Origin of the sequence: Paenibacillus sp. FSL R5-0908 (assembly GCF_038006245.1) — a bacterium.
Lineage (GTDB): Bacteria > Bacillota > Bacilli > Paenibacillales > Paenibacillaceae > Paenibacillus_AQ > Paenibacillus_AQ odorifer.
Map to the genome: position 1 here is coordinate 4905260 of NZ_JBBOUV010000001.1, position 21470 is coordinate 4926729.

19 protein-coding genes are annotated in these 21470 nt (G+C 42.0%); 5 read left to right on the forward strand and 14 right to left on the reverse strand.

Annotated features, from left to right (window positions below; all coding sequences use genetic code 11):
• Positions 1 to 19 precede the first annotated feature (19 nt).
• Entirely contained in the window at positions 20 to 769 is a 750-nt protein-coding gene (locus MKZ09_RS22360) for a hypothetical protein (RefSeq protein ID WP_076201444.1), read from the reverse strand.
• A gap of 141 nt (positions 770 to 910) precedes the next feature.
• The gene (locus tag MKZ09_RS22365) at positions 911 to 1954 is read right to left on the reverse strand and encodes a phosphotransferase (RefSeq protein ID WP_076201443.1); all 1044 of its coding nucleotides are present in this window, start codon (positions 1952 to 1954) and stop codon (positions 911 to 913) included.
• A gap of 156 nt (positions 1955 to 2110) precedes the next feature.
• Between MKZ09_RS22365 and MKZ09_RS22370 the strand changes: the two genes are divergently transcribed.
• Entirely contained in the window at positions 2111 to 3973 is a 1863-nt protein-coding gene (locus MKZ09_RS22370) for a rhamnogalacturonan lyase (RefSeq protein WP_179089504.1), read from the forward strand.
• A gap of 237 nt (positions 3974 to 4210) precedes the next feature.
• Here MKZ09_RS22370 and MKZ09_RS22375 read toward each other — a convergent pair whose 3' ends face one another.
• From MKZ09_RS22375 to MKZ09_RS22415, 9 genes are all read right to left on the reverse strand, one after another.
• The gene (locus tag MKZ09_RS22375; protein ID WP_076134333.1) at positions 4211 to 4975 is read right to left on the reverse strand and encodes an ABC transporter ATP-binding protein; all 765 of its coding nucleotides are present in this window, start codon (positions 4973 to 4975) and stop codon (positions 4211 to 4213) included.
• Positions 4976 to 4989: 14 nt separating this feature from the next.
• Positions 4990 to 7329, reverse strand: coding sequence for an ABC transporter permease (locus tag MKZ09_RS22380; RefSeq protein WP_076201442.1), 2340 nt, complete (start codon positions 7327 to 7329; stop codon positions 4990 to 4992).
• 34 nt (positions 7330 to 7363) lie between these two features.
• Positions 7364 to 8611: an MFS transporter gene (locus MKZ09_RS22385; protein WP_179089503.1), complete on the reverse strand. Its 1248-nt coding sequence runs from the start codon at positions 8609 to 8611 to the stop codon at positions 7364 to 7366.
• Between the two features lie 42 nt (positions 8612 to 8653).
• On the reverse strand, positions 8654 to 9277 hold the full coding sequence (locus MKZ09_RS22390; RefSeq protein WP_076201440.1) for a TetR/AcrR family transcriptional regulator: 624 nt from the start codon (positions 9275 to 9277) through the stop codon (positions 8654 to 8656).
• 533 nt (positions 9278 to 9810) lie between these two features.
• Positions 9811 to 10488, reverse strand: coding sequence for a DUF1266 domain-containing protein (locus MKZ09_RS22395; RefSeq protein WP_076201439.1), 678 nt, complete (start codon positions 10486 to 10488; stop codon positions 9811 to 9813).
• A 16-nt stretch (positions 10489 to 10504) separates the two neighbouring features.
• Positions 10505 to 11989: a J domain-containing protein gene (locus MKZ09_RS22400; RefSeq protein WP_076201438.1), complete on the reverse strand. Its 1485-nt coding sequence runs from the start codon at positions 11987 to 11989 to the stop codon at positions 10505 to 10507.
• Positions 11986 to 13686: a molecular chaperone HscC gene (locus tag MKZ09_RS22405; RefSeq protein WP_076201437.1), complete on the reverse strand. Its 1701-nt coding sequence runs from the start codon at positions 13684 to 13686 to the stop codon at positions 11986 to 11988. Before MKZ09_RS22405 ends, MKZ09_RS22400 begins: the two co-directional genes overlap by 4 nt.
• A 218-nt stretch (positions 13687 to 13904) precedes the next feature.
• Complete coding sequence (locus MKZ09_RS22410; protein ID WP_076201434.1) at positions 13905 to 14474, reverse strand: 5' nucleotidase, NT5C type; 570 nt, start codon at positions 14472 to 14474, stop codon at positions 13905 to 13907.
• A gap of 85 nt (positions 14475 to 14559) precedes the next feature.
• Positions 14560 to 14751, reverse strand: a complete 192-nt coding sequence (locus MKZ09_RS22415) for a cysteine-rich CWC family protein (protein ID WP_076134462.1) — start codon at positions 14749 to 14751, stop codon at positions 14560 to 14562.
• Positions 14752 to 15034: 283 nt separating this feature from the next.
• On the opposite strand from MKZ09_RS22415, the gene MKZ09_RS22420 reads away from it, so the two are divergent.
• On the forward strand, positions 15035 to 15499 hold the full coding sequence (locus MKZ09_RS22420) for a MepB family protein (RefSeq protein WP_081394153.1): 465 nt from the start codon (positions 15035 to 15037) through the stop codon (positions 15497 to 15499).
• A gap of 53 nt (positions 15500 to 15552) precedes the next feature.
• Here MKZ09_RS22420 and MKZ09_RS22425 read toward each other — a convergent pair whose 3' ends face one another.
• Entirely contained in the window at positions 15553 to 16083 is a 531-nt protein-coding gene (locus tag MKZ09_RS22425) for a hypothetical protein (protein WP_076201432.1), read from the reverse strand.
• Between the two features lie 107 nt (positions 16084 to 16190).
• Here MKZ09_RS22425 and MKZ09_RS22430 point away from each other — a divergent pair, with 107 nt between their 5' ends.
• The gene (locus tag MKZ09_RS22430) at positions 16191 to 16799 is read left to right on the forward strand and encodes a methyltransferase family protein (RefSeq protein WP_076201430.1); all 609 of its coding nucleotides are present in this window, start codon (positions 16191 to 16193) and stop codon (positions 16797 to 16799) included.
• A gap of 128 nt (positions 16800 to 16927) precedes the next feature.
• On the forward strand, positions 16928 to 18196 hold the full coding sequence (locus MKZ09_RS22435; RefSeq protein WP_076201428.1) for an alkaline phosphatase: 1269 nt from the start codon (positions 16928 to 16930) through the stop codon (positions 18194 to 18196).
• 109 nt (positions 18197 to 18305) lie between these two features.
• Here the strand turns inward: MKZ09_RS22435 and MKZ09_RS22440 are convergent, their stop codons facing one another.
• Both MKZ09_RS22440 and MKZ09_RS22445 read right to left on the reverse strand, forming a co-directional pair.
• The gene (locus tag MKZ09_RS22440; protein ID WP_076201426.1) at positions 18306 to 18722 is read right to left on the reverse strand and encodes a hypothetical protein; all 417 of its coding nucleotides are present in this window, start codon (positions 18720 to 18722) and stop codon (positions 18306 to 18308) included.
• An 84-nt stretch (positions 18723 to 18806) separates the two neighbouring features.
• Positions 18807 to 19328, reverse strand: coding sequence for a PadR family transcriptional regulator (locus MKZ09_RS22445; RefSeq protein ID WP_036688994.1), 522 nt, complete (start codon positions 19326 to 19328; stop codon positions 18807 to 18809).
• Positions 19329 to 19509: 181 nt separating this feature from the next.
• On the opposite strand from MKZ09_RS22445, the gene baiCD reads away from it, so the two are divergent.
• On the forward strand, positions 19510 to 21435 hold the full coding sequence (gene baiCD, locus MKZ09_RS22450) for a bile acid Fe-S flavoenzyme BaiCD (protein WP_076201424.1): 1926 nt from the start codon (positions 19510 to 19512) through the stop codon (positions 21433 to 21435).
• Positions 21436 to 21470 lie beyond the last annotated feature (35 nt).

Consider the following 21470-nt stretch of genomic DNA (forward strand, 5'->3'; position numbering starts at 1 on the left):
TTCAGAACGTACCCAGTCTTTATCGCCCTCTTTTTCTAATAACACGTCTAAAATGAAGCTCAAACAGTAAAAGAACAATCAGAAAGATCAATAACAGGAGACCCGCTATACCAGTTAGAAACGGAAATAGGAGTGGGAAGAAAATACTAGGGTAGGCCTTAGTAACATCTGAATAATAGCCCATACCCATAAGGGAGGTACCGGAGAACTCGATTAGCCTGACACCTAAATGATTGTTGCTTCTTTGAGCATAGCTGAGAACCTCTTCGTCTACTTCTCCGTCTTGGGCAATCGTGATGATTTTCCATTTTCTTGTTTCCATGGGTTGACTATCATCGGTCAGTCTTTGGACTATGTTTATTTGTTCCTCACCAGTCTTTCGGTCCTTTACTGTGAGAATATCTATCCACGAAAAATACCGGCCTCTGTCCCGATTGGATAGCCATATTTCATCAGCGGTGGAGATTTTTTGATCATTTAATAAGAACTGAACTTTGACAATATCACCAGGCAGGACCTTCTCCTCTTCATCCCATAGGGTCAAATCCGCTTTCCTGCCTGTTTTTTCTTCTTTGATTTTAATATTCTTATCATCAAGCGTTATCTCTTGTACGTTTATTGGGTTATATTCTTTTTCAGCATGCTTTATCTCATAACGCTGATTAATTTGATCAGAAATTATATACTCACGTATATAGTTGAACAATGGGCTAAAAGAAATCGCCAGCAAAAATAGCGAGACGCCAGATATAACTATAAACTTTTTCATAAGTCCTCCTTTTCAACTTACAGTCAGTTTAAATTTTTGACGTGCTCCCCTTCCGGTCCATCGGAACATACTCATCCATTTATAGCTGCCATCGTAGCGTTAACAACATTCATAAATAAGTTCTCTTCCTCTTTTAATAGCTTAGGCACTACCTTCCTCTAAATCTCCCAACCATAATAAACATTGTGGAATAAAATCTGCATAGTTCTGTAATGCATTAATCGTACGGATTACCTCACAAGTACCCAGCTCCCGTTCTGCGTCATCCGAGCTCTCCAGTCCTAGCGAACGTCTGATATTGTAAGCTAACCATTCTAATTTTCCCAAAAAGCCATAGTTGAGCACAACCTGCCAATCCGCATAAACCTCTCCGCCATGCTCCAGATAGCTGTTAATCAAATTTGAGAATGCCTTTTTGCTTAAATCTCCCGATTCAGAACCTGACCAATATAAAGCTACATCTATCAGCTCTACTGTCGGATGAATAGGTCCTGCTGCTTCCCAATCGATTATTATTGGAACTTTCTGCTCATCCCACAAGACATTTTTGGGGTCTAAATCCCGATGACTGATAACATAATGATTCGTCAATAGACTCGCTGAAGAATGAATCAATGACTCCCAATTCTGTATCTTATGCAGGTGATCTGCTAGCAAGCTTGACCAGTCTGCACCCTGCTGCTCTCCTTTGAGTGCAAGCTCTTTCCAATTGGCAACTGCAGCATTAGACGCTATAAGCGTTTCAAAGTGATGATCATCCATTCCCTGTGAGAAATCGATGATGTGGAGCTGCGCAAGAATTGCCCCAATCTTTTTACAACAATCTAAATCTATTTCACCTAAAGGTAATGCCTTCCCCTGAACCCATGGAAACAATAAATAAAATTGCCCCTCAACCTCGTGCATACTATTGCCATTAGATACGATTGCCGGAACAGCATGGATCCCCTTTTGATAAGCCAGATTTGCAACCCTTTCAGAAAAAATATAATTAGACATGGCTGTATCTCGTTGCATAATTTGAGGATTTAAGGCCTTTACTGCGTATTGCGCTTTATCCGTTTGCAGGCGATACATTCTGTGCAAGAGTCCACCTGTTATCGGTTCAGGTTCATTCATCAACAGACCCAGATTATATTTGGCACAAAGTGTAGCGAATTTTAAATTATAGCTTATATTTTCCATTTTATGTATTCCTTTCTGTGTGAGTAAAGTCGTACTCATTTAAAATGGTTCAAGTAAATTTAAAACATATTTTTGTCTTTATGAAATATTATGTACTGTTCACTATGACATCCTGTGTAACCCTCGTGAACCAAAAATGAAAAGGAGGCTTCGTTAATGAGTAAGCGGTTACATCAGTCAGGATATCTTGTAATCATTTGGTTTTTAGTCTTTACGTTAGGGACGGCAGCTTTTGGCTCTCTTTCCTCTGTTTCGGCAGCAGCTGCCCGGCAAGCGGAAAAGCTAAATCGGGGACTAGTAGCAGTCAAGGTATCCAGCGGTGTATTTGTGAGCTGGCGGCTACTCGGAACAGAAGAACTGTCGGTTTCTTTTAATTTATACCGCAATGGCACAAAAGTAAACGTTACCCCAATCACGGACAGCACAAATTATCAGGATAACGCCGGCACAACTTCGTCTAGCTATACAATTCGAGCAATCATTGGCGGTATTGAGAAATCTGATTCCCCAGCAGCAAATGTATGGGCCAACAATTATTTGGACGTTCCAATTCAAATTCCGGCTGACGGCACTACGCCAGATGGCGTAAGTTATACCTATAGTGCCAATGATGCCAGCGTGGGCGACTTAGACGGTGACGGGGAATATGAAATCGTGTTGAAGTGGGATCCTTCCAATTCTAAAGACAACTCGCAAAGTGGCTATACAGGCAACGTCTATCTGGATGCTTATAAGCTGAATGGAACTCGGCTATGGCGAATTGATCTGGGTAAAAATATTCGGGCTGGCGCACATTATACTCAATTTCTAGTCTATGATTTCAATGGTGATGGTAAAGCCGAAGTAGTCTGCAAAACAGCAGACGGTACGGTTGACGGAGTTGGCGTAACCCTTGGAAACGCAAGTGCAGATTATCGCAATTCCAGTGGATATATCCTGACCGGACCTGAATATCTGAGTGTATTTTCCGGACAAACGGGGAAAGCCTTAACCACAATTGATTATGTTCCTGCCAGAGGAACGGTATCCAGTTGGGGTGACAATTACGGCAATCGAGTAGACCGCTTTTTAGCAGGAGTAGCCTATCTGGATGGAGTACATCCAAGCATCATTATGGCACGTGGTTATTATACACGCACAGTCGTTGTAGCCTTTGACTGGAATGGCAGTGCTTTAACTCGTAAATGGACCTTTGATAGCAATAGCTCCACCAATGCTGGAACCGCCGGTCAAGGTAATCATAGCTTAAGTGTAGCCGATGTGGATAACGATGGTAAGGATGAGATCATTTATGGTGCCTTAACCATTGATAATAACGGTGCGACCTTATACAATACAGGGCTGGGTCATGGAGACGCGCTGCATGTAGGCGATTTAAATCCGAACCGCCCCGGTCTCGAAGTTTTTAAAGTCATGGAAAATACTAGTTCTCCCTATGGCGCTGCGGTATGGGATGCCGCAAACGGGACGGTCTTATGGGGTGTATACACGGGAAAAGATACCGGCCGGGGGATGGCTGCCGATATTGATCCCAATTATCCCGGGGAAGAGGTATGGGCTCACGGCGTTGGCCTATACTCCATTACAGGCACCAAAATAAGCAGCTCAATGCCTTCTGTGAATTTTGGGATCTGGTGGGATGGCGACTTGTCCCGCGAACTGCTGGATGGTGTCAAGATTGATAAATGGAACCCTGCAAGCAACTCCGTTACCAATTTATTAACCGGAGCGAGCGTAGCATCCAACAATAGTACCAAAGCAACGCCAAGCCTACAGGCCGACCTGCTTGGAGACTGGCGCGAAGAGGCAATCTGGAGAAAGTCCGATAACTCGGCTCTACGAATCTATACAACTACGAACATCACCACTAATAAAATATATACCTTAATGCATGATCCAGTATATCGGTTAAGCATTGCCTGGCAGAATACAGCTTACAATCAACCTCCGCACACAGGATTTTTCCTAGGTAACGGTATGGCCACTGTGTCTAAACCCAATATCTACGTAGTGCCGTAAGCTTTCTTAAGAATTAGTAAGTGAACAAAAAAGCAATTGCTGTTATCCGGATGTGCCGGAGCAATTGCTTTTTTGATCGGTTTATATCAGCAATGATTGAGGTGCGTTAATAGATTTTTAATTGTTTAATGCCTTCGCATTGAGTGGTTATTATTGCATATAGGATAGGTTTTAGTGCTGGGCAGATATTAAACTGCAAAACATTGTTTAACATTCGTACAGCGCTAGATCCCCCAATCAGAATCCCAGCTTTAATAGCCAGGCCGCAAGCTTCTCCTCACGCCTTTTCAATTCACCATCTACGCGATTATATTTTCCAAGCCGTTGCTCAGCTGCAATGCTGCCATCTAGCATATACAAGACACGCTCAGCTTGAGCAGCGACTTTAGCATCATGTGTGGCGATTATAAGCGTTGTTCCTGATTGATTAATATCTGCTAATATGTCCATGATTTCACTAGCTGCTTTTGAGTTAAGCGCCCCGGTTGGCTCATCGCCAAATAATATATCTGGCTGATTAATGAGTGCTCTGCAGATTGCTGCTCTTTGTAATTGTCCTCCTGACACCTGTGTAATATCACGTTCAGCCAGCGCAGATATTCCTGTTTTGTTCATTAACTCAGCTGCTCTTTTATTGATAGTTCTACGGCTGCTGGTTCTCGCCCGATAAGCAGACAGGATGATATTGTCGCGGATATTCAAGTTTTTTAACAGATGCATTTGCTGAAAAATAAAGCCCATATGCTTTAAGCGCAGACCGGCTAATTCGTTCTCTGAAACTCCGCTGATCTCCTGCCCTTTAAAAACAACACTTCCCTCTGTCAACTTATCCATCCCGCTGATCGTATACAGCAATGTTGATTTTCCTGAACCAGAAGGTCCCATGACAGCTATGAATTCCCCCTGTGACACCTGAAGCTGAACATCCTTTAATATCGACTGCGGAGTTCCTTGCCCTGTTGAATAACTTTTTTTTAACCCCTTCGTCTCTAATATGAACATTCTGCCACCTCCTATCATTCGGCAATTAGTTTGGCTAAACTGGATTTTCTCATTGAGATCGTGCTTGTTACGGTGGTGAACGCTACAATCAGCATGAAAAGTAGAGGAAGGATAAGATAGGCTACCGCCGGATTGACTACAAACTGTATCTTAGAAGCCCCCATAAAAGAGCCTAACATTTGAGCAATTTTTTGCCCGAGAGTGTTAGCTGCAAAAGTACCAAGAATGACGCCCAGCCCTGATATTATCAGCATCCTTACCAGGTATTGCCTACGAATATCTCCTAACGTAAAGCCAACACTTCTCAAAATAGCGGTTTGCGAGGAATCCTTGGCAAGCAGCATTTTCAGAAATAAAGAGGTAATCAATACCGAAATCGAAAATGCGATAACGATGGATAAGCCTGTAACCAGCTTCAATTGGCGAATTGTATTTCCTAATGTCTGAGCTAAATAGCTTTGCAGATGAGTGATTTTTGCTGGATAAAATAATTTGGTGTACTGATCCATTTTTGTCTGGACGGAAATTTCCGGGTTCACATCCAAAGCTACTACATACCAGAGAACCGTCTTCGGATCATATGGCAATTGTGCTTTTGCGGTTCGGCCACCATTAGTTATATCCTGATAGATCCCGCTAACGGTCAATTTTTTTGCCTCCCCAGCAACCTCTAAATGAACAATATCCCCCACCTTTTTATTCAGTTCCTTGGCGTTCAGGTCAGACAGAGCGATCTCACTTGCACTGCTAGGAGTTCCTCCATGAACATACGAGAGCGGAAAAATAGTAAAGTCACCGGTTTCAACATTTAGCGATTCCCATACACCATCACTACCTAATACCTTAAATCTAGAAGTAATCAGTGGAGAAAATTTAGAGATGTCCGGGTCATTTTCAAGCTTGGTTATCATCTCATTAAAACGCTTCTCTATTTGGTTCGATTGCTGCAAATCAATGCGAATATCGCTCTGACCGACGCCCATATAAGAAACAAACCGGGGAGACTGAAGGGTATTCAATATATTCACTGGCACTAGAACGATAAACAAACTGATCACAAATACGAAGAACAATAATCCGTACATGGTGAAGCGCCCGTAAACATCTTTTACCCCGAGAAAAGCATTCACGTTAACAAATTTACGCTTGCTAAGTGAAAATCTGCTTGTGTTAATCCTTGCTTCACCCCTCGTACCTGACCGTAAAGCTTCTACGACCGTGATGCGATTAAAGCGTCTAAGAATCATCCGGCAAAAGAATACAACAACTCCAAAGATCAAACCTACCGCCAGGACAGGAACAAAATATTGAAGGATACTGGCAGGAGCAACGCCCAAATACAAAGTAACATTGGCTGTAAACAAACGAACCACACCTAAAGACAGTAAATATCCACATACAGAGGCTACGGCTGCCATCACGATATATTTTGCTAAATAAATGCTGCGAATGTCTTGCTGCGTGATCCCAATTGCTTTCATGACACCTATCTCTCTGTAATCCTCCTCCAAGGTAGCGATCATCGTAAATCTGAGGCATAAAATAGCAATCAGCATCAGCAGAACACTTACCAAAATAATAACAACTGCGATAATCCCGTCCGTTAGTGCATTCAGCGTTTTAAATAAGGGATAGTCAATGGAGGGGCCTTTATTGGGCAGATTTGAGGATTGATACTCATTGCGGAAATCATTGAGCTTGGATAGATCCGTAAGCTGAAATTCAATCAGGTATTCAGGTTCACCCAGCTTCTGTTTCAGCGCTATGAAGTCAGCAGTATTTACGACAAATCGTTTGGAGCTGACCATGGCTGGATTCATTTGGACATCCCTTACAAAATCAGTAATCACAAACTTTTTATCAAACTGTTCACCTAGAATGCTAACTACATCGCCGATTTTCAAATTCTTTTGCTTCATATAATAAATGGGGACAGCGATTTCTCCTGCCGATACCTCAATCACCTTGTTCTCTAAATTCAGCAGCAAATCAAACGAAGGATTCTGCTCTACAAAGCCGATATCCATCACACTATTTGCTTCCGAGCCTTGGTTACTGCCTAGATAAACGTTAGATCCATCCAAGTTAAGCATCTCTACGGTTTGTTGATCTTTCACCAGTGGATTAGCGGCTGTAAAGCTCTCGATGGCTAAGCTGTCGATTTGTCCTGTGTGCATCTGCACGAAATGAGGGGCTTTGGATTTAATCAATAGCTGATTCAAGGACCCCAACAATTCCATAATCACTTGCGACGCTGAAGCAACAAGCAAAGCCGATAACATGATAAACACAAATAATCCGAAGGTAATGATTTTATTACGTTGAAGGTCTCTTTTTACAATTCGTAGCAGCATTGACGGGCCTTCTCCTCTCTAATACAGAATTCAATTATCCACGTTCAAGGTTACGGATTGATTTCATTCGGGGGATCACAAATGCCATAATAATGATGAGCAAACCAGAGATGATAAATAATAGGCCGATTCCCCGTCCTTCCCCTGTGCCTATCACCTTACCTACTGATGAAGCAAGCAGACCTCCCTCTCGTAAAAGAGGATTAAACACTTGATCAGCCAATATGCCAGCAAAAGCATACGCAGCCACATAACCAAGTTGTGATAAAATGCCAATGATCCCCCATGCCCGCCCCTGTGTGTCATTTGGGATATGGTTGCGAATCATAACGTCAGCACTGGTATTAACAAAAGGCAACGTTGCAAAAAATAAAAAGCCAGCAGCTGTAATAAAAGCAACATTCGTGGTCAGACCCACCAAAGAAAAAAACAGTCCGGCGAATCCTAGGCCGAGCGCTAATACTTTGATATATTTACGATCGATGCTAAAAACTCCAATAATCAGACTGCCGAGCAACATCCCTATAGCACTTACAGACAAAACCGTGCCTAGAGTTTTCGTATCCGTAAAGGGTAGAAGCATAGGCGTATATAAGGTTTGGAGAAAACCCACATAAAAAGTAACGACAGACAAAATGATCGTAAGCTGCAGTACACCTTTCGTGTATATAAGAGCATCCCAGCCCTCCTTCAAATCTTTTACAAACGACTGATTCGTCGGGACTCTGTGTTCAGTCTGTAGAGTCCTGCGAACAGCCATCACTGCAAGAACTGTAACTAGAAAGGTTGAGATATCTATAAGCAGGATAGTTTTTATATCCATAAAGCTAAGCAAAATCCCGGCAAGAATAGGAGAAAGAAGATATTTTGAGGACGCAGCAAGCTGAACTAAACCACTGGCCTTGGCAAATTGCTCCTCTGTTAATAAATCTGTAATGGTAGCCTTGTAGGCAGGTTCAAGCAAGGATACAAAAATCGAACTAAACGTCACACCCAGACAAATCTGCCATAAATGAGGTTCACCCAGCAGCATGATGATGAGAACATATACAAGTCCAAAAGCAGATAACAAATCCCCTGCGATCATCATCAATCGCCGATCAAACCGATCCGCTAACACGCCGCCAAAAGGACTGAGCACAATGGAAGGGAGAAAAGCACATAAGGTTAAAAGTGCCACGCTAGAGGCAGTCTGCGTCATCTGGAACACATAAACCCCTAAGGTGAAAGCCGTCAACCCGCTGCCAATACTGGATATCCACTCCCCCATCCAAATGATCATAAAATTTCCGAAGGATTTGTTGTTCAGAATATTCCCTCTCCCCTACTCAAACATTTGAAACACATAGTCGAAGCTGCCCTTCTCCGCCCCCAGCGTAATTTCCATCGTATAGATAAAAGCTCTTATCTTCTGGATGATTTCCTCAGGCTGCCACTTGAATATCCCTTCATCAAAAAGAAATTGAGAGGTGATCAATAGAAATTCCATCGTCTCCCGGGGATACGGATTTTGAAACAGTCCCTCCTCTATACCCTGCTCAATGACCTCCGTCAAAACAGGAGTTAGCCGCAAAATGGTTTGCACCAAGCTTTTCTGGTGCAGCTGTGCATTATCAGCCTGATGGAATTGCTCAATCATTTGGCTTTTTCGGTCCGTATCCGGCTTTTGCGCCATAATGATTTGCAGCAGCTTTTCATGAACGGTCAGCTTAGGATCTGCAGTAATTTGCTTAGCAGCTGCTACACCAGCATCAATAAATCGCAGCACAACAGCATCCATGACCTCTTCCTTCGATTTAAAATAATAGTAGAAGGTTCCCTTCGCAATACCTATAGCCTGCAAGACATCATTCACTGTCGTTTTGGTATACCCTTTCGTAAAAAACAGCATTTCTGCTGTATCCAATATTTCATTTCTACGTTCTTCCGCTTCTTTGGAAATTCTCATCTGCAACGTCCTCCATTCCATTGACCGACCGTCGGTCTATTCCAATTATATACAAATATTAGATCCTGTCAAGATTAATCCGGCTGCATAAAAAAGAGAGAATTCCAACAGCTACGTTATGGCAGCTGGAACTCCCTCTTTTTTGGATATACTATTGGGTTTTACTGTTTGGTCTTCCTGCTGCGTCTTACTTTAGCTTGCTCTTTGATCTGATCCGTTGAGCGAAACCTTTGCTCGTGTTGTAACACTAAACTTCGTTTGCTTATATCACATTTACACTTACGACATAGCCTATCGGACACAGCTGACCTTATATGCTGCATTATCCCCCATTTGGAATCCTAACGGACCGCATAGCCACTATTGACATGAAAAACACCACAAAAGACCCCTTCCTCAAGGAATAGCTGCACTGGAGTCCGAAAACCGGCTCAAAGAGCTATAAATTTGCAAATAGCGTCCTTTGGGTCCTTAAGCAACACGGGATAGGTATTCAATAGGTATTCAATAGGTATTAATTACCTAAGTTCGGACTAAGTGGCTTCCGGCTGCAGATTTTGCCCCCAAATGGCTTCCCTGTATAGAATACTGCTATTTCGCATGAGCTTCTGCAATCCCGTCTCAAATAGATTATCTAATCCGCCGGAATGTACTAATGAAAATTTGCTGCCCAAGGAATAGGCTATATAATAATCCGCCCAACTGCTATAACGTTCTTGTAGCTGCCTTGCGGCTTCTATTTTGTATTCCCAGGCTTCTTCCTTCTTCAAATAATCCTCAACATAACCAATCCGGCTCAGATAAATTACCCAAGCTAACCCAAAAGCAGAAATGTCACCAGAAGGCAACTGATGTATACCTTGTGCAACAACCTTCAGATTAACAAAATCCTCATGATCTTTATGTGCCTCAAGATATTTACTGCGTGAGGTTTCGGAAAGTGTGGCTAAACGAGCATGTAAAGATCTATATTCTGCACGGTTGCCATCTTCTAAAAGCCAACGAATCTGGCGATGAAAGGAGTTAGCATCCTCGATATTCCATCTTTCACAAGCATTTTTGATTAATCCTCTTTTGAAGAAGACATTACTGAAATCAAACTCATAAACCACATAGTATCTCCCTAAGAGACCACGTATGCAGGTAGAGGAGAGACAGCGGAAATACATTTCCAATCGTTTTCTTTGCTTAACATTGTATTCCTTCAGCATGTAGAGCCTCCTGATATTAGTTCGAGAATAGGTATGCTGTTTTGCAAATCTTCCTGATTTTCCATAGAAAAATAAGAATGAACACCGCATTGACAAGCGGGGGAAGCTCAGATACTGAAAAATAACATATGGTATATACCAAAATATAGAACCAGCTTAATTTCAGGAAAACCAATAGATAGAATAATATAGGTCCTATAATGTTCTTTCCAATGGTTACGAGCGAAGAGATACGAAAACGTTGTGGATACAGTTTTTTGTTCTTCAACATGTACTTATTCGCAAGGTAACGAAAATGAATGAACTCGTCCTTTTTAGACTCATTAGTCTCCGTTTGTGTAAGAGCTTCCTCGATTTGAGAACATGCAATCTTACATTCCAGAATTAAACATTGCACATCTCTATTTCCAGCATCCTCTTGCAACAAATATTCACAATCCCTCCTCGCTTCCTCATAACGCTGCAAATAGTAGAGAAGCCGCCCTCTTAATAAGTAACCGTCTCTTTCGTTAGGCCACATAGCGGCTACTTGGTCCAAACACACCAGCGCTTCCATATAATCAGCAGTATCCAGACAATACTTAGCTCGCAATAATTGCAGATCCGGATCATTCTGAAACAGCTTATTTGCTTCGTCGAGCAGTTGGCCAGCTTCAGTATGTTTATCCTCCATCAGCATGAATTGAGCGGATCGCCTCAGATTTAGATAGTGTTCTATGTCAAACTCCAGAGACGCCTGCAAAAGGAAACACTCATAACGCATCTCCAAACTTCCGTCGACCTGCCCTAGTATGTACTCGACTAACTGATTATCATAACGTTGAAGAAATATTTCCTTGTCCTCACAAAAATGAAAAAATGAATCCAAAGCCTCCCATACGGCATGAGGCAAATTCCGATGCTGATCAAGGAACAACATAAGCTTATCCCTTAGCCGATCGCGATGCTCTATACTCCACATGAAATCTTCATTCAAAAGTGAATGCCACGAAGCTTGTTGAATCCGGCACGAGAAGTCCGCATACAGTTCCCTAATTTGTCTGTCAAAAATAGCTGCTGGCTGTTCTTGAAGATCAGCATCAAGTTGAATAGGAAGAGGGCGAAACAGCGCCCACTCGTTCTCATGCGGTATAGAAGTAGCCCCTTCTACTTCTTCCTCGGTGTCTTCCTCCGCAACTTCTTGTTCTACTTCCTCCCTTTCTTCCTCCTCAGCTTCATCTACTCGTATTACTTTTTCTGCTTGTATCACCATTTCTTCTATTTCTTTTGATATTGCTTCCGCTATTTCTTTCTTATCCTCACCTACAAATGAAGGGACAGTGCTTGCTATACGCTGCCCGGAGCGGGCCCATTTCACAGCTGTATCATAAGCTTCTCTAAGCTGCTGGTATCCTTCAGGGTCATCTTCGGGGTGATGCGATTTCAGTTTTTTGGCATAGGCCTTTTTGATGATCGCTAGTTCATCTGTGGGTTCAATCTCCAACATACTCCAGATTGTCATGTGAAGTATGACCACCCTTTAATTTCCGCCAATTGCTCATTGAAAGCTTGTGCCGCTTTTTCAATCACTTTCTCGTTCTGAGTATATAAAGCATCTTCGAATACTTTCAGACACTGTGCGATAAATTTCCGTTGGTCCCCAAGCACCTCTTCATATAAACGCTCACCTCTAGCAAGCAGAAGCCTGTTCTCGGTACGCTCACGCGGATGAATTTTGATACTCCGCAGTTCCAGTAAACGAGCTTCAATTTGCTTTTTCGTCATTGCACCAGCATTTTGTTCAATGATCATCTGATGCTTCTGACCTGTTGAAACGGTTGTAACCTCCACCTCAAGAATCCCATTCACATCATATGTATATCTTACATCTATACTTTCTTCTCCCCGAGGTGCTTGCGGAATCTGAAACTCCATTTCTCCCAGGAAAAGATTATTTTCGACGCGAGGACTCTCCCCCTGATATACATCCACACTTATAATTTTTTGATTATCTGCGGCTGTATATAGACGTTCTACCCGGCTAACAGGAATCGGAGTGTTACGTTCAATGATCGGAAAGTAATGTCCAGATGACGTTTGTCCGCTTGACCCTCTACGCAAAACACTGGTTCCTAATGTATAGGGGCAAACGTCCGTCAAAATCATTTCATCCAGCGCTTGATCACGCTGCTTCAGAGCTACCTGAACCGCAGCTCCCAGTGCGACGGTCTCGTCTGGGCTGATATTCGCATAAGGCATTTTCCCGAACATACGGCTGATAATTTGCTTAATCAGAGGCATTTTAGTCGCACCCCCAATCATCACAATCCCATCCAGATCGGAAGGCTGCAAAGAAGCATCCCGCAATGCTCTTTCTATCGGCTGCCTTAGACGTATTAGTAACGGTTGCACCAATTGCTCAAGCTCTAAGCGATCTATAGTCAGCACGTATTCTTCCTCTTTAATAACTATCCGCATAGTCGCAGCAGACTCTGTACCAAGAATTCGTTTACTCTGCTCTGCCTGCTTATACAACATCGACCTCGTTATTGGTGTTAACGATTCCGCGTCCAGCTTATTCTTTTGGATAAAATAGGCCACTAGTATCTCTGTGAAATCTTCCCCGCCAAGATAGTTATCTCCGGCAATCGACTTAACATCCATTACCCCTTCGAAAAGCTCCAGGATTGACACATCAAAGGTTCCTCCACCCAAATCAAAAACAAGAAATGAAGTCTCCTGATTCTGATGCAGGCCATAAGCGAGTGCTGCCGCCGTAGGTTCACTAATAAGCCGCTCTACTTGTAAACCAGCCAGCTCAGCCGCTTTCTTAGTTGCTTTCCGCTGAACATCATTGAAATAAGCCGGAACACTGATTATAGCATTCGTTACCGACTCACCTAGATGATTTTCCGCATCCTCTTTCAGGGACCGCAGAATGAAAGAAGATAACTCTTCAGGAGTAAAAGTCATCGTACCTAGCGTGTATTTCTTTGCTGATCCCATAAAGCGCTTAAAAGTCGAGGCGGTTAACTGTGGATGTGTAATCAGTCGTTCCTGTGCGATTCTTCCAACTAATACTTCTCCCCCTGCATCTACACTTACAATCGAGGGTGTTACATGCTCCCCGAGTACATTGGGAATAATTACAGCCTGAGTGCCGTCCCAATAAGCAGCAAGACTATAGGTCGTTCCTAAATCAATTCCGATTGTTCTCACTACTATCTCCACTCCTTTTATATACAATAATATACAAAGAAAAGAGTCCAAGAATCGAAATGTCACTAATTCAACATATTTACATCCAGAGCATAATAATGAAATTGCGCTTCTGCAAAAGATATAAAAAAGGTATCTCAAAAGCCACACTGGCTAATGGGATACCTTCATTTTTTGGTGGAGGATATTTTTCTGTACATCATCTATAAAAAACAGTCTCATTCGCTCTTTGGACGTCCTAACATCTGATCTATCTTCTCTTTTGCACCTTCCCATGAGGTCAATAATGGAAAAGCATATTGTTCACGGGCCCGCAAATTCCATGGATGCGGAATACAAAGCACTTTTCTTCCCTCCTGCAATGCCGGAACCAGGTTATGCACCCCGTCATCGATCAATAGATCGTAGTTAATAAGATTTTTTCGCTTACAGGTAAAGAAATTTTCAATCGGAATAAACGGCATATGCTTCTGCAGCCAGTTCCATTTTTCCACCACCGACTGGGGTTGGGCTGCCGTAACAATAATTACATCATAAGCGTAATGCAGTTTCTCCATTTCTCCTACGACATGTTCGTCAAACAGTTCAAGCTCTTCATACAGACCGGGCCGCCCATAGAAAATCTCTTGTGTACAATCCGGATGACGTAAATGATCCGTATTCCAATCAAGCATTTCCTCATACCGCAGCAGATGCGTGGGAAAATCATTATTATTATGGTATATGGCTCGCTTCACTAGATGGCAAATTGTATCATCCATATCTACTGCAATTATTGGCTTCCTCATCTGCGCCTCCATTATTTTTTTAGATTACACTTTAATTATATACAATGAAATTATGTTTTTCGTCGAGAGTTAATTAAAATCCCCGTTAATGTTTATTAAATGCTTCTACGCATTTTTGGCAGATACAAGCTTTCCCTCTCAGTTCTTCCGGGATCTGTTCCTGCAATTCGAGTGGAATTTCTGTATGGAAACACCAACAGTCACCGCTTTCAGCTCCACAACGATTGAATTCTTTACATAAAGGACAATGGCGTTCTTCAACCAGTATGTTCATCATATCCAAAATTTCTACTCCCCCAAAAATCACAAACTATTTTTCTTTATAATTTAAGTTTTTTATTATTAATACAACGGAAAACCATATCAATAAAATAAATCCAACTAATGACAAAACGTCAGTAAGTAAAACAAACAACTCCCCGAATAGGTTTCCGCCATAACCACTTCTGAAGATTCCAAGTTTAGCATAAGTTCAATTTCTCTATTATTCCTACACTTGTGAACTCGGTTCACTTGCATTAAGATAGTGAACATTACGAACTCAAATGGGAGAATAACAGATGAATGATAAGAAGATGAGCTTTTTAGATACCCTACATAGTGACTTACTTGCTACCATGGAAGAAGTATATAATCCTTGCAGGTTTGATTGCTCCGAACCTATTCTTGAACCCCAAAATGCTGAATACGGAGCATATAGCTTTACCTTAAATGCGCTGGCCATTAGATTCCGGGTGGCTAAAATCACACCCACTAAAGTCGGGCAATTTGTGACACTATGGGAGCGAATTGGAGATCATCCCATCCAACCCTATGACATCTCAGATCCTGCTGATCTCTTCGTTATAAGTACACGAAATGGAAATCACTTTGGCCAATTTATTTTTCCAAAAGCTGTCCTAGGAGAACAAGATATTCTATCTGATAAAGGCGAAGGTGGAAAAAGAGCTTTTCGAGTCTACCCGCCTTGGGACAATCCCACGAATCGCCAAGCTCAAAAAATGCAAACATGGCAGTCGGAATAGTTCTTGGATATCCCTGTATATAAACCCGTAGACTACCTTCGTGCGCAAGCACTTTACGGTTTACCTGTAAATCTTACGGTCTGACCTATCTCCTCCACATGTTCCTTATCGCCCTGCAAAATAAAATAATAGTATACATCATCTCCTATTTTCACCGCTTCGGGATATTTAATTATAAGCGCCGCTTGATGATTCCATTCCTCCCCTTGGTCAGCAGAAGGCATAATCAATTTTGCCTTCTCTTCCTCTTTTAACCCCTCTAATGTCAGTTCAGTGATTTGCGGATTGGAGCCATAAGGCTTCAGCTGATGGGAGGCAATGATTTCAGCTACTTCATCTATTGATTGTCCCTCTCCAGACATAGCTGATAAATGAAAAAAACCATCCTCCCCCTGACCCTTCTCATCATCTGCTGAATCGACGACCCATTCCGTTGGATACTTCAAAGAGACTCCATAAGCATTGGAAGTAAAGGTTGCAAGCCCAGTTTGCCTAACTAGCATACCGATTACAGTACCTGCAAGTGCAATAACCACGATAACCAACACCCAAAGCCACCGTTTTTTGTATACATTTGTTTTCACGATATCCCCCTAAATCAATAATTAGTTGACATGTACAATATTAGGAAATAAGATATAAACAAACATATGAGCAATCATTCATATGTATTGGTAAGGAGGAAATTATAATGAGCGATCTTAAAAATATCCTATCTCTACTTCTTTTCTGCATCTTCCTAGTTTCTTATCTATTAAAGCTCCTTATACTTTACAAGAAAAACCATATTAAAGGAAACGTTCTGGCTAAAGGCGCTAAACTATCTAAGATCCATTATACCGAGCTATTGGTAAAAACCTCTACTTTTTTATGGGGCGCAGCATGGTTTGTTTTTTCCGTAGCAGAGTCCTTTATGGTTACACTTGTAGGCAAAACGTTTGATATTCCTGTAATTCACTTTAGCGGTGTTGGTGTAGCTGCCCTCGGATGTTCCATTTTCATTCAAGCTATGATTGCTATGCGCACTTCATGGAGAGTTGGGATTGATAAGACTACTGTAACCAAACTCATTACACACGGTATTTATAAATATATTAGAAACGCTGCATTTGTCGGGTTTGATCTCATGTTTTTGGGATTGTATCTGATGTACCCCAATCTGTTAACACTCCTAATATTCATTCTTAACATTGCCGCGATTCATTTACTAATTCTTCAAGAAGAGCAACATTTAAAGTCCGTATTCGGAGACGAATATATCCAATATGCCAATAATACACCTAGATATTTTTTATTTTAAAATCTTTTATCACAGCTCCGATAATTTATATTCGCTATATCATTTTACATTTTTTACAAGACAAGAAAACATTCTCTTAATGTAACTACTATAATATGAGACTGTAAACATACATTAGGAGGGAAATTATGAAATCACCGAAAAAGTATGGCGTCAGAACAGCAATTGTAGCAACAGCGACAACTGCTCTTTTTGTATCCAGCATAGTCACTACAAATGCACCTAATCAAGCAGACGCAGCATCTTCGAACACAAGAAATGTAATTCTGTTTATTGGAGACGGAATGGGTGCTGCTCAGCGTGATGCCATCCGGCTTGCCACCGTAGGTGAAAAAGGAAATCTAGCAATGGATTCCATGCCATACGTTGGATTAATTCATACAAGCTCTACTGTCCCTGTTACAGATTCGGCTGCTTCTGCTTCTGCTTATGCCAGCGGTGTGAAGACTTATAATGGCGCTATCGGAATGGATGCCGATAAAAAAAGTGTTAAGACTATTATGGAATATGCTAAAGATGCCGGGAAATCAACTGGTGTCGTTACTACTAGTCAGATTACAGACGCGACTGGCGCCGCATTTGGTGCTCACGTTGAAGACCGCTCAAAGCAAAGTGATATCGCTCTTCAGCTTCTGACTAAGAGCAAGGTTGATGTTCTGCTCGGTGGGGGTGAGGATTTCTGGTACCCTGCAGGCAATCCCGGCAAATTCCCAGATGAACCCGCTGAAGATCCTTCAGAAAAAAGCAAAGGAACGCAAGGAAACCTTGTTGATAAAGCTAAACAATTGGGCTACACCTATGTAACGAACAAAGCGGATATGCAAAAAGCAAAAGACGGCAAGCTGCTTGGAATATTCGCAAACGAGGAAATGTTCCAGCAAAAGCCTGAGGGTGAAGGAGATATTTATAATCCGGTGGTATCGCTGCCCGAGATGACTAAGAAAGCTATAGATACGCTAGCAACAAATAAAAAGGGATTTTTCCTTATGGTGGAAGAAGAAGGCACTGACGAATTTGCACACCAAAACAACGCTAAAATGACGATTAAATCAGGTCAAGAACTGGACAAATCCGTGCAAGTAGCCAAAGACTTCGCCAAAAAGAATCCAGATACACTGGTTCTAGTTCTTGCCGACCATGAGACCGGCGGATTTTCTATTGAAGCAGTTGACGCAGATGATGAGTCCGGTGACGGCATATCCAAAGAAGACGGTCCATTCGCCATCGCCAATTCCAAACACAATTTTGTAGTGGACTGGACGACCTCAGGCCATACTGCGGTTGATATTCCAATCACAGCTATGGGCAAAAATGCACAATTATTTACTGGAATCTACGAAAACACCGAAGTATTCACCAAGCTTATGCAAGCATCAGGTTTTAAAGCCAAAAAATAAAGGCGAACAATAAAAGACTAGCCAGATTAAGGAGGATGATCTCTGTATTAAACAGGGGTCATCCTCACTTCTGATTACCTTGGGGAATGACGTCACCGGTATTGAGTTATTAATTATCCTTTTTTTCAATAGTTACTTCGTTTTGATCAATTTTCACTTGATACTCAACAACTTCGTCTTTTTTAAATTTGTCGCTAAATACTTTACTTACTGAGTAGTTTTTTTGAGGATTAAGAGTAATCTTAAATAACTGCTTTCCATTTTCAATCCTGAACTTCGCGACCTCTCCATGGTTGATATTAGCATCAATTAAAGCATTTTTTTGATTGTTATCTTTTTCTTTTTCTTCTTCAACTGTTACAACTACGCTTTTCAAAAATAACGGACTGTTATTGGTAATCAACAAATTATACTCATTATCGTTTGCTACTTTTGTATCACTTGAAACATCGGAGCTATTTCCTTTACAACCTGATAATAAGACTAAGAACATTAAGGATATAGCTAACCATTTTTTCACAGTCATAAGCTTGTCTCTCCAATCTTATATTCTATTGTACCTCCTCATATTTTAAAAAAAGATTGGTTCATAGGGTGCTAAACTGTTTCCTTATGCTTCTAATTTACGTGACAGCTCCTTAATTAACTCGATCTCTCGTAAAACCATACTTCGGGTGTAAAAATAGAGCTCCTCAGAGTAATCCATATCCTCACTATTGCCAACTACTTTGGATAACTGCTGTAAATGGTCCAGCTTTTCGTTCATATAAGTCTCTCTGTAATCAAGCAATCTTCTACGTGTCTCCTGATCCAAAAGCTCATAATAAGCAAGACGAATAGACCATTCATTATCAATTCGAATCGTCTCCAGCGTAAATTCCGTTAAGCAGGTGTTAAACCGCTCCTCACCCTCAGTAGTTATAGAATATACATAACGTTTAGGCCGGCGTTCCTGAATTTCCGTTTTTTTGATTACCCATTTTCGCTTTTCAAATAATTTCAGCTTTGGATAAAGCGAGTTATTGTTTACGATTTTATCATTGCCCATTACAAAAATAATGTTTTTTTTAATTTCATAACCATGTTTGGCCCCTTTCATTAATTGGGCCAGAATCAAAACTTCAATATCCATAATCATCCTCCGGGCTTCCGGAATACGTATCCGGTTCATCATTTTCTTATATTACCTCAATTACTACATTCCTGCCAAATCACTCGTGATTTTTTGCACATACTTTCACCCTATCCTTTCGCTAATATAGGTTAAAATAACCTATTTATTTTCAACCTATATGTAGAGAGGAAGTTATCATATGGAATTCACACATTTATTTAGCAAGGGCACAATCGGAAATATGGAGCTTAAGAACCGGGTCATTTTACCAGCGATGGGCACGAAAATGAATGCGCCGGGTGGATACGTCAGTGATCGTCTGATTGATTACCATGTAGCACGAGCTAAAGGCGGCAACGGCTTAAATACTGTAGAAGTAACAACTATTCACCCAACGGCGGCCTCCGATGATGCTCCTGCCCTTTATGATGATAAATTCATTCCAGGTATGGCTCAATTAGCATTAGCTATTCGAGAGGCAGGAGGCAAAAGCTGTCTACAGTTATGGCATGGAGGTAAAGTAACTCCCAACCTAATTCAGGTCTCCTCTTCACCTGTTCCGTTTGAAGGCGTGACTCATATACCACGTGAACTAGCGCATCATGAAGTCGGCGAGATGGTTCAAGCTTACGCAGATACAGCATTACGTGCGAAGAAAGCCGGATTTGACAGTGTGGAATTCCATGCCGGCCATGGTTATTTGCCCCAACAATTTCTAAGTCCTGCAATGAATTTTCGTCAGGATGAGTACGGCGGTTCTTGGGAGAATCGCTGCCGCTTCCCGCTGGCTTGTATCCGGGCTATCCGGAAAGCGGTTGGACCTGGGTTCCCTATCTTGATGAGAATCTCTGCGATTGAGGATCTACCGGGCGGACTTACACTGGAAGATATGAAGCTCTTCTCAAAGCTCGCTGAAGAAGCTGGAATTGATGCTATTAATGTATCTCGTGGGGTCCCTGCTGGCGCTGCAATTAAATATGAAGTACCGCCGATCGATTTACCTGTAGGCTTCAATGTAGATAACGCAGCACAAATTAAATCTGTGGTTAACATCCCTGTTATTGCCGTAGGCCGTATTAATGATCCAGCAATTGCAGACCGGATTATTGCGGAGGGTTTGGCTGATTTTGTAGCCATTGGGCGTGCGCAGCTGGCAGATCCGGAATTCTGCAATAAAGCTTTAGCCGGACGTGCAGACACGATCGTTAAATGTGTGGGTTGCGACCAAGGCTGCTTCGATGGATTCGTGAATCCTAATGTTCCATTTATCAGCTGTGTGTTTAATCCTGCAACCGGCCGTGAAAGTGAATATGAATTGCAGCAAACGAGTATCCCCAAAAAAGTACTTATTGCTGGTGGTGGCCCTGGCGGATTAGAAGCAGCTGTCACCCTGAAACGACGTGGGCATCATCCAATATTATGCGAAAAAAATGACATTCTGGGCGGACAGCTTTATATTGCCGGTGCCGCACCACGTAAAGAGGAAATGGCTGCAGCCGCTCTGAATATGGGAGAAACCGCTAAACGTGAAGGTGTAGACATTCGAATGAATACAGAGGTTACACCTGAATTAATCCAAGAAATTGCGCCAGATGAGGTCATTCTTGCAATCGGATCTTCTCCTATTATTCCGCCTGTGGAAGGCGTCGACAGTTCACATGTGGTCAATTCACATGATGTGTTATGGGGAACGGTTCATCCAGAAGGAAGAGTCGTTATTATCGGCGGTGGTTTAGTGGGGCTTGAGGTCGCAGAACTGCTTGTAGAGCGCGGACATCAAATTACTGTAGTTGAAATGCAAGCCGATGTTGCTAATGATCTAGGGCTTCTGCGTAAAATCTGCGTCATGGAAAGTCTATATGGACATGGCGTTGAATTAATGACCAACAGCAAATGTATGGCGATTCAAGGGGATAGCGTAATTGTCGAAAAAGACGGCGAACGTCACAGCCTACCTGCTGATTATGTAGTAATTGCTGTAGGTTCACGCGCCCTTTACAAACAACCCCTTCAGGACTTCTTGGAGGAAAGCTCCATCCCTTATCATGTAATTGGCGATGCGGTGCAAGCGCGTAGAGCGCTGAATGCGATTTGGGAAGGCGCTGAATTAGCTAGACGAATCTAATTAAGCTAACTATATGCTTCATGAAAATAACCCGG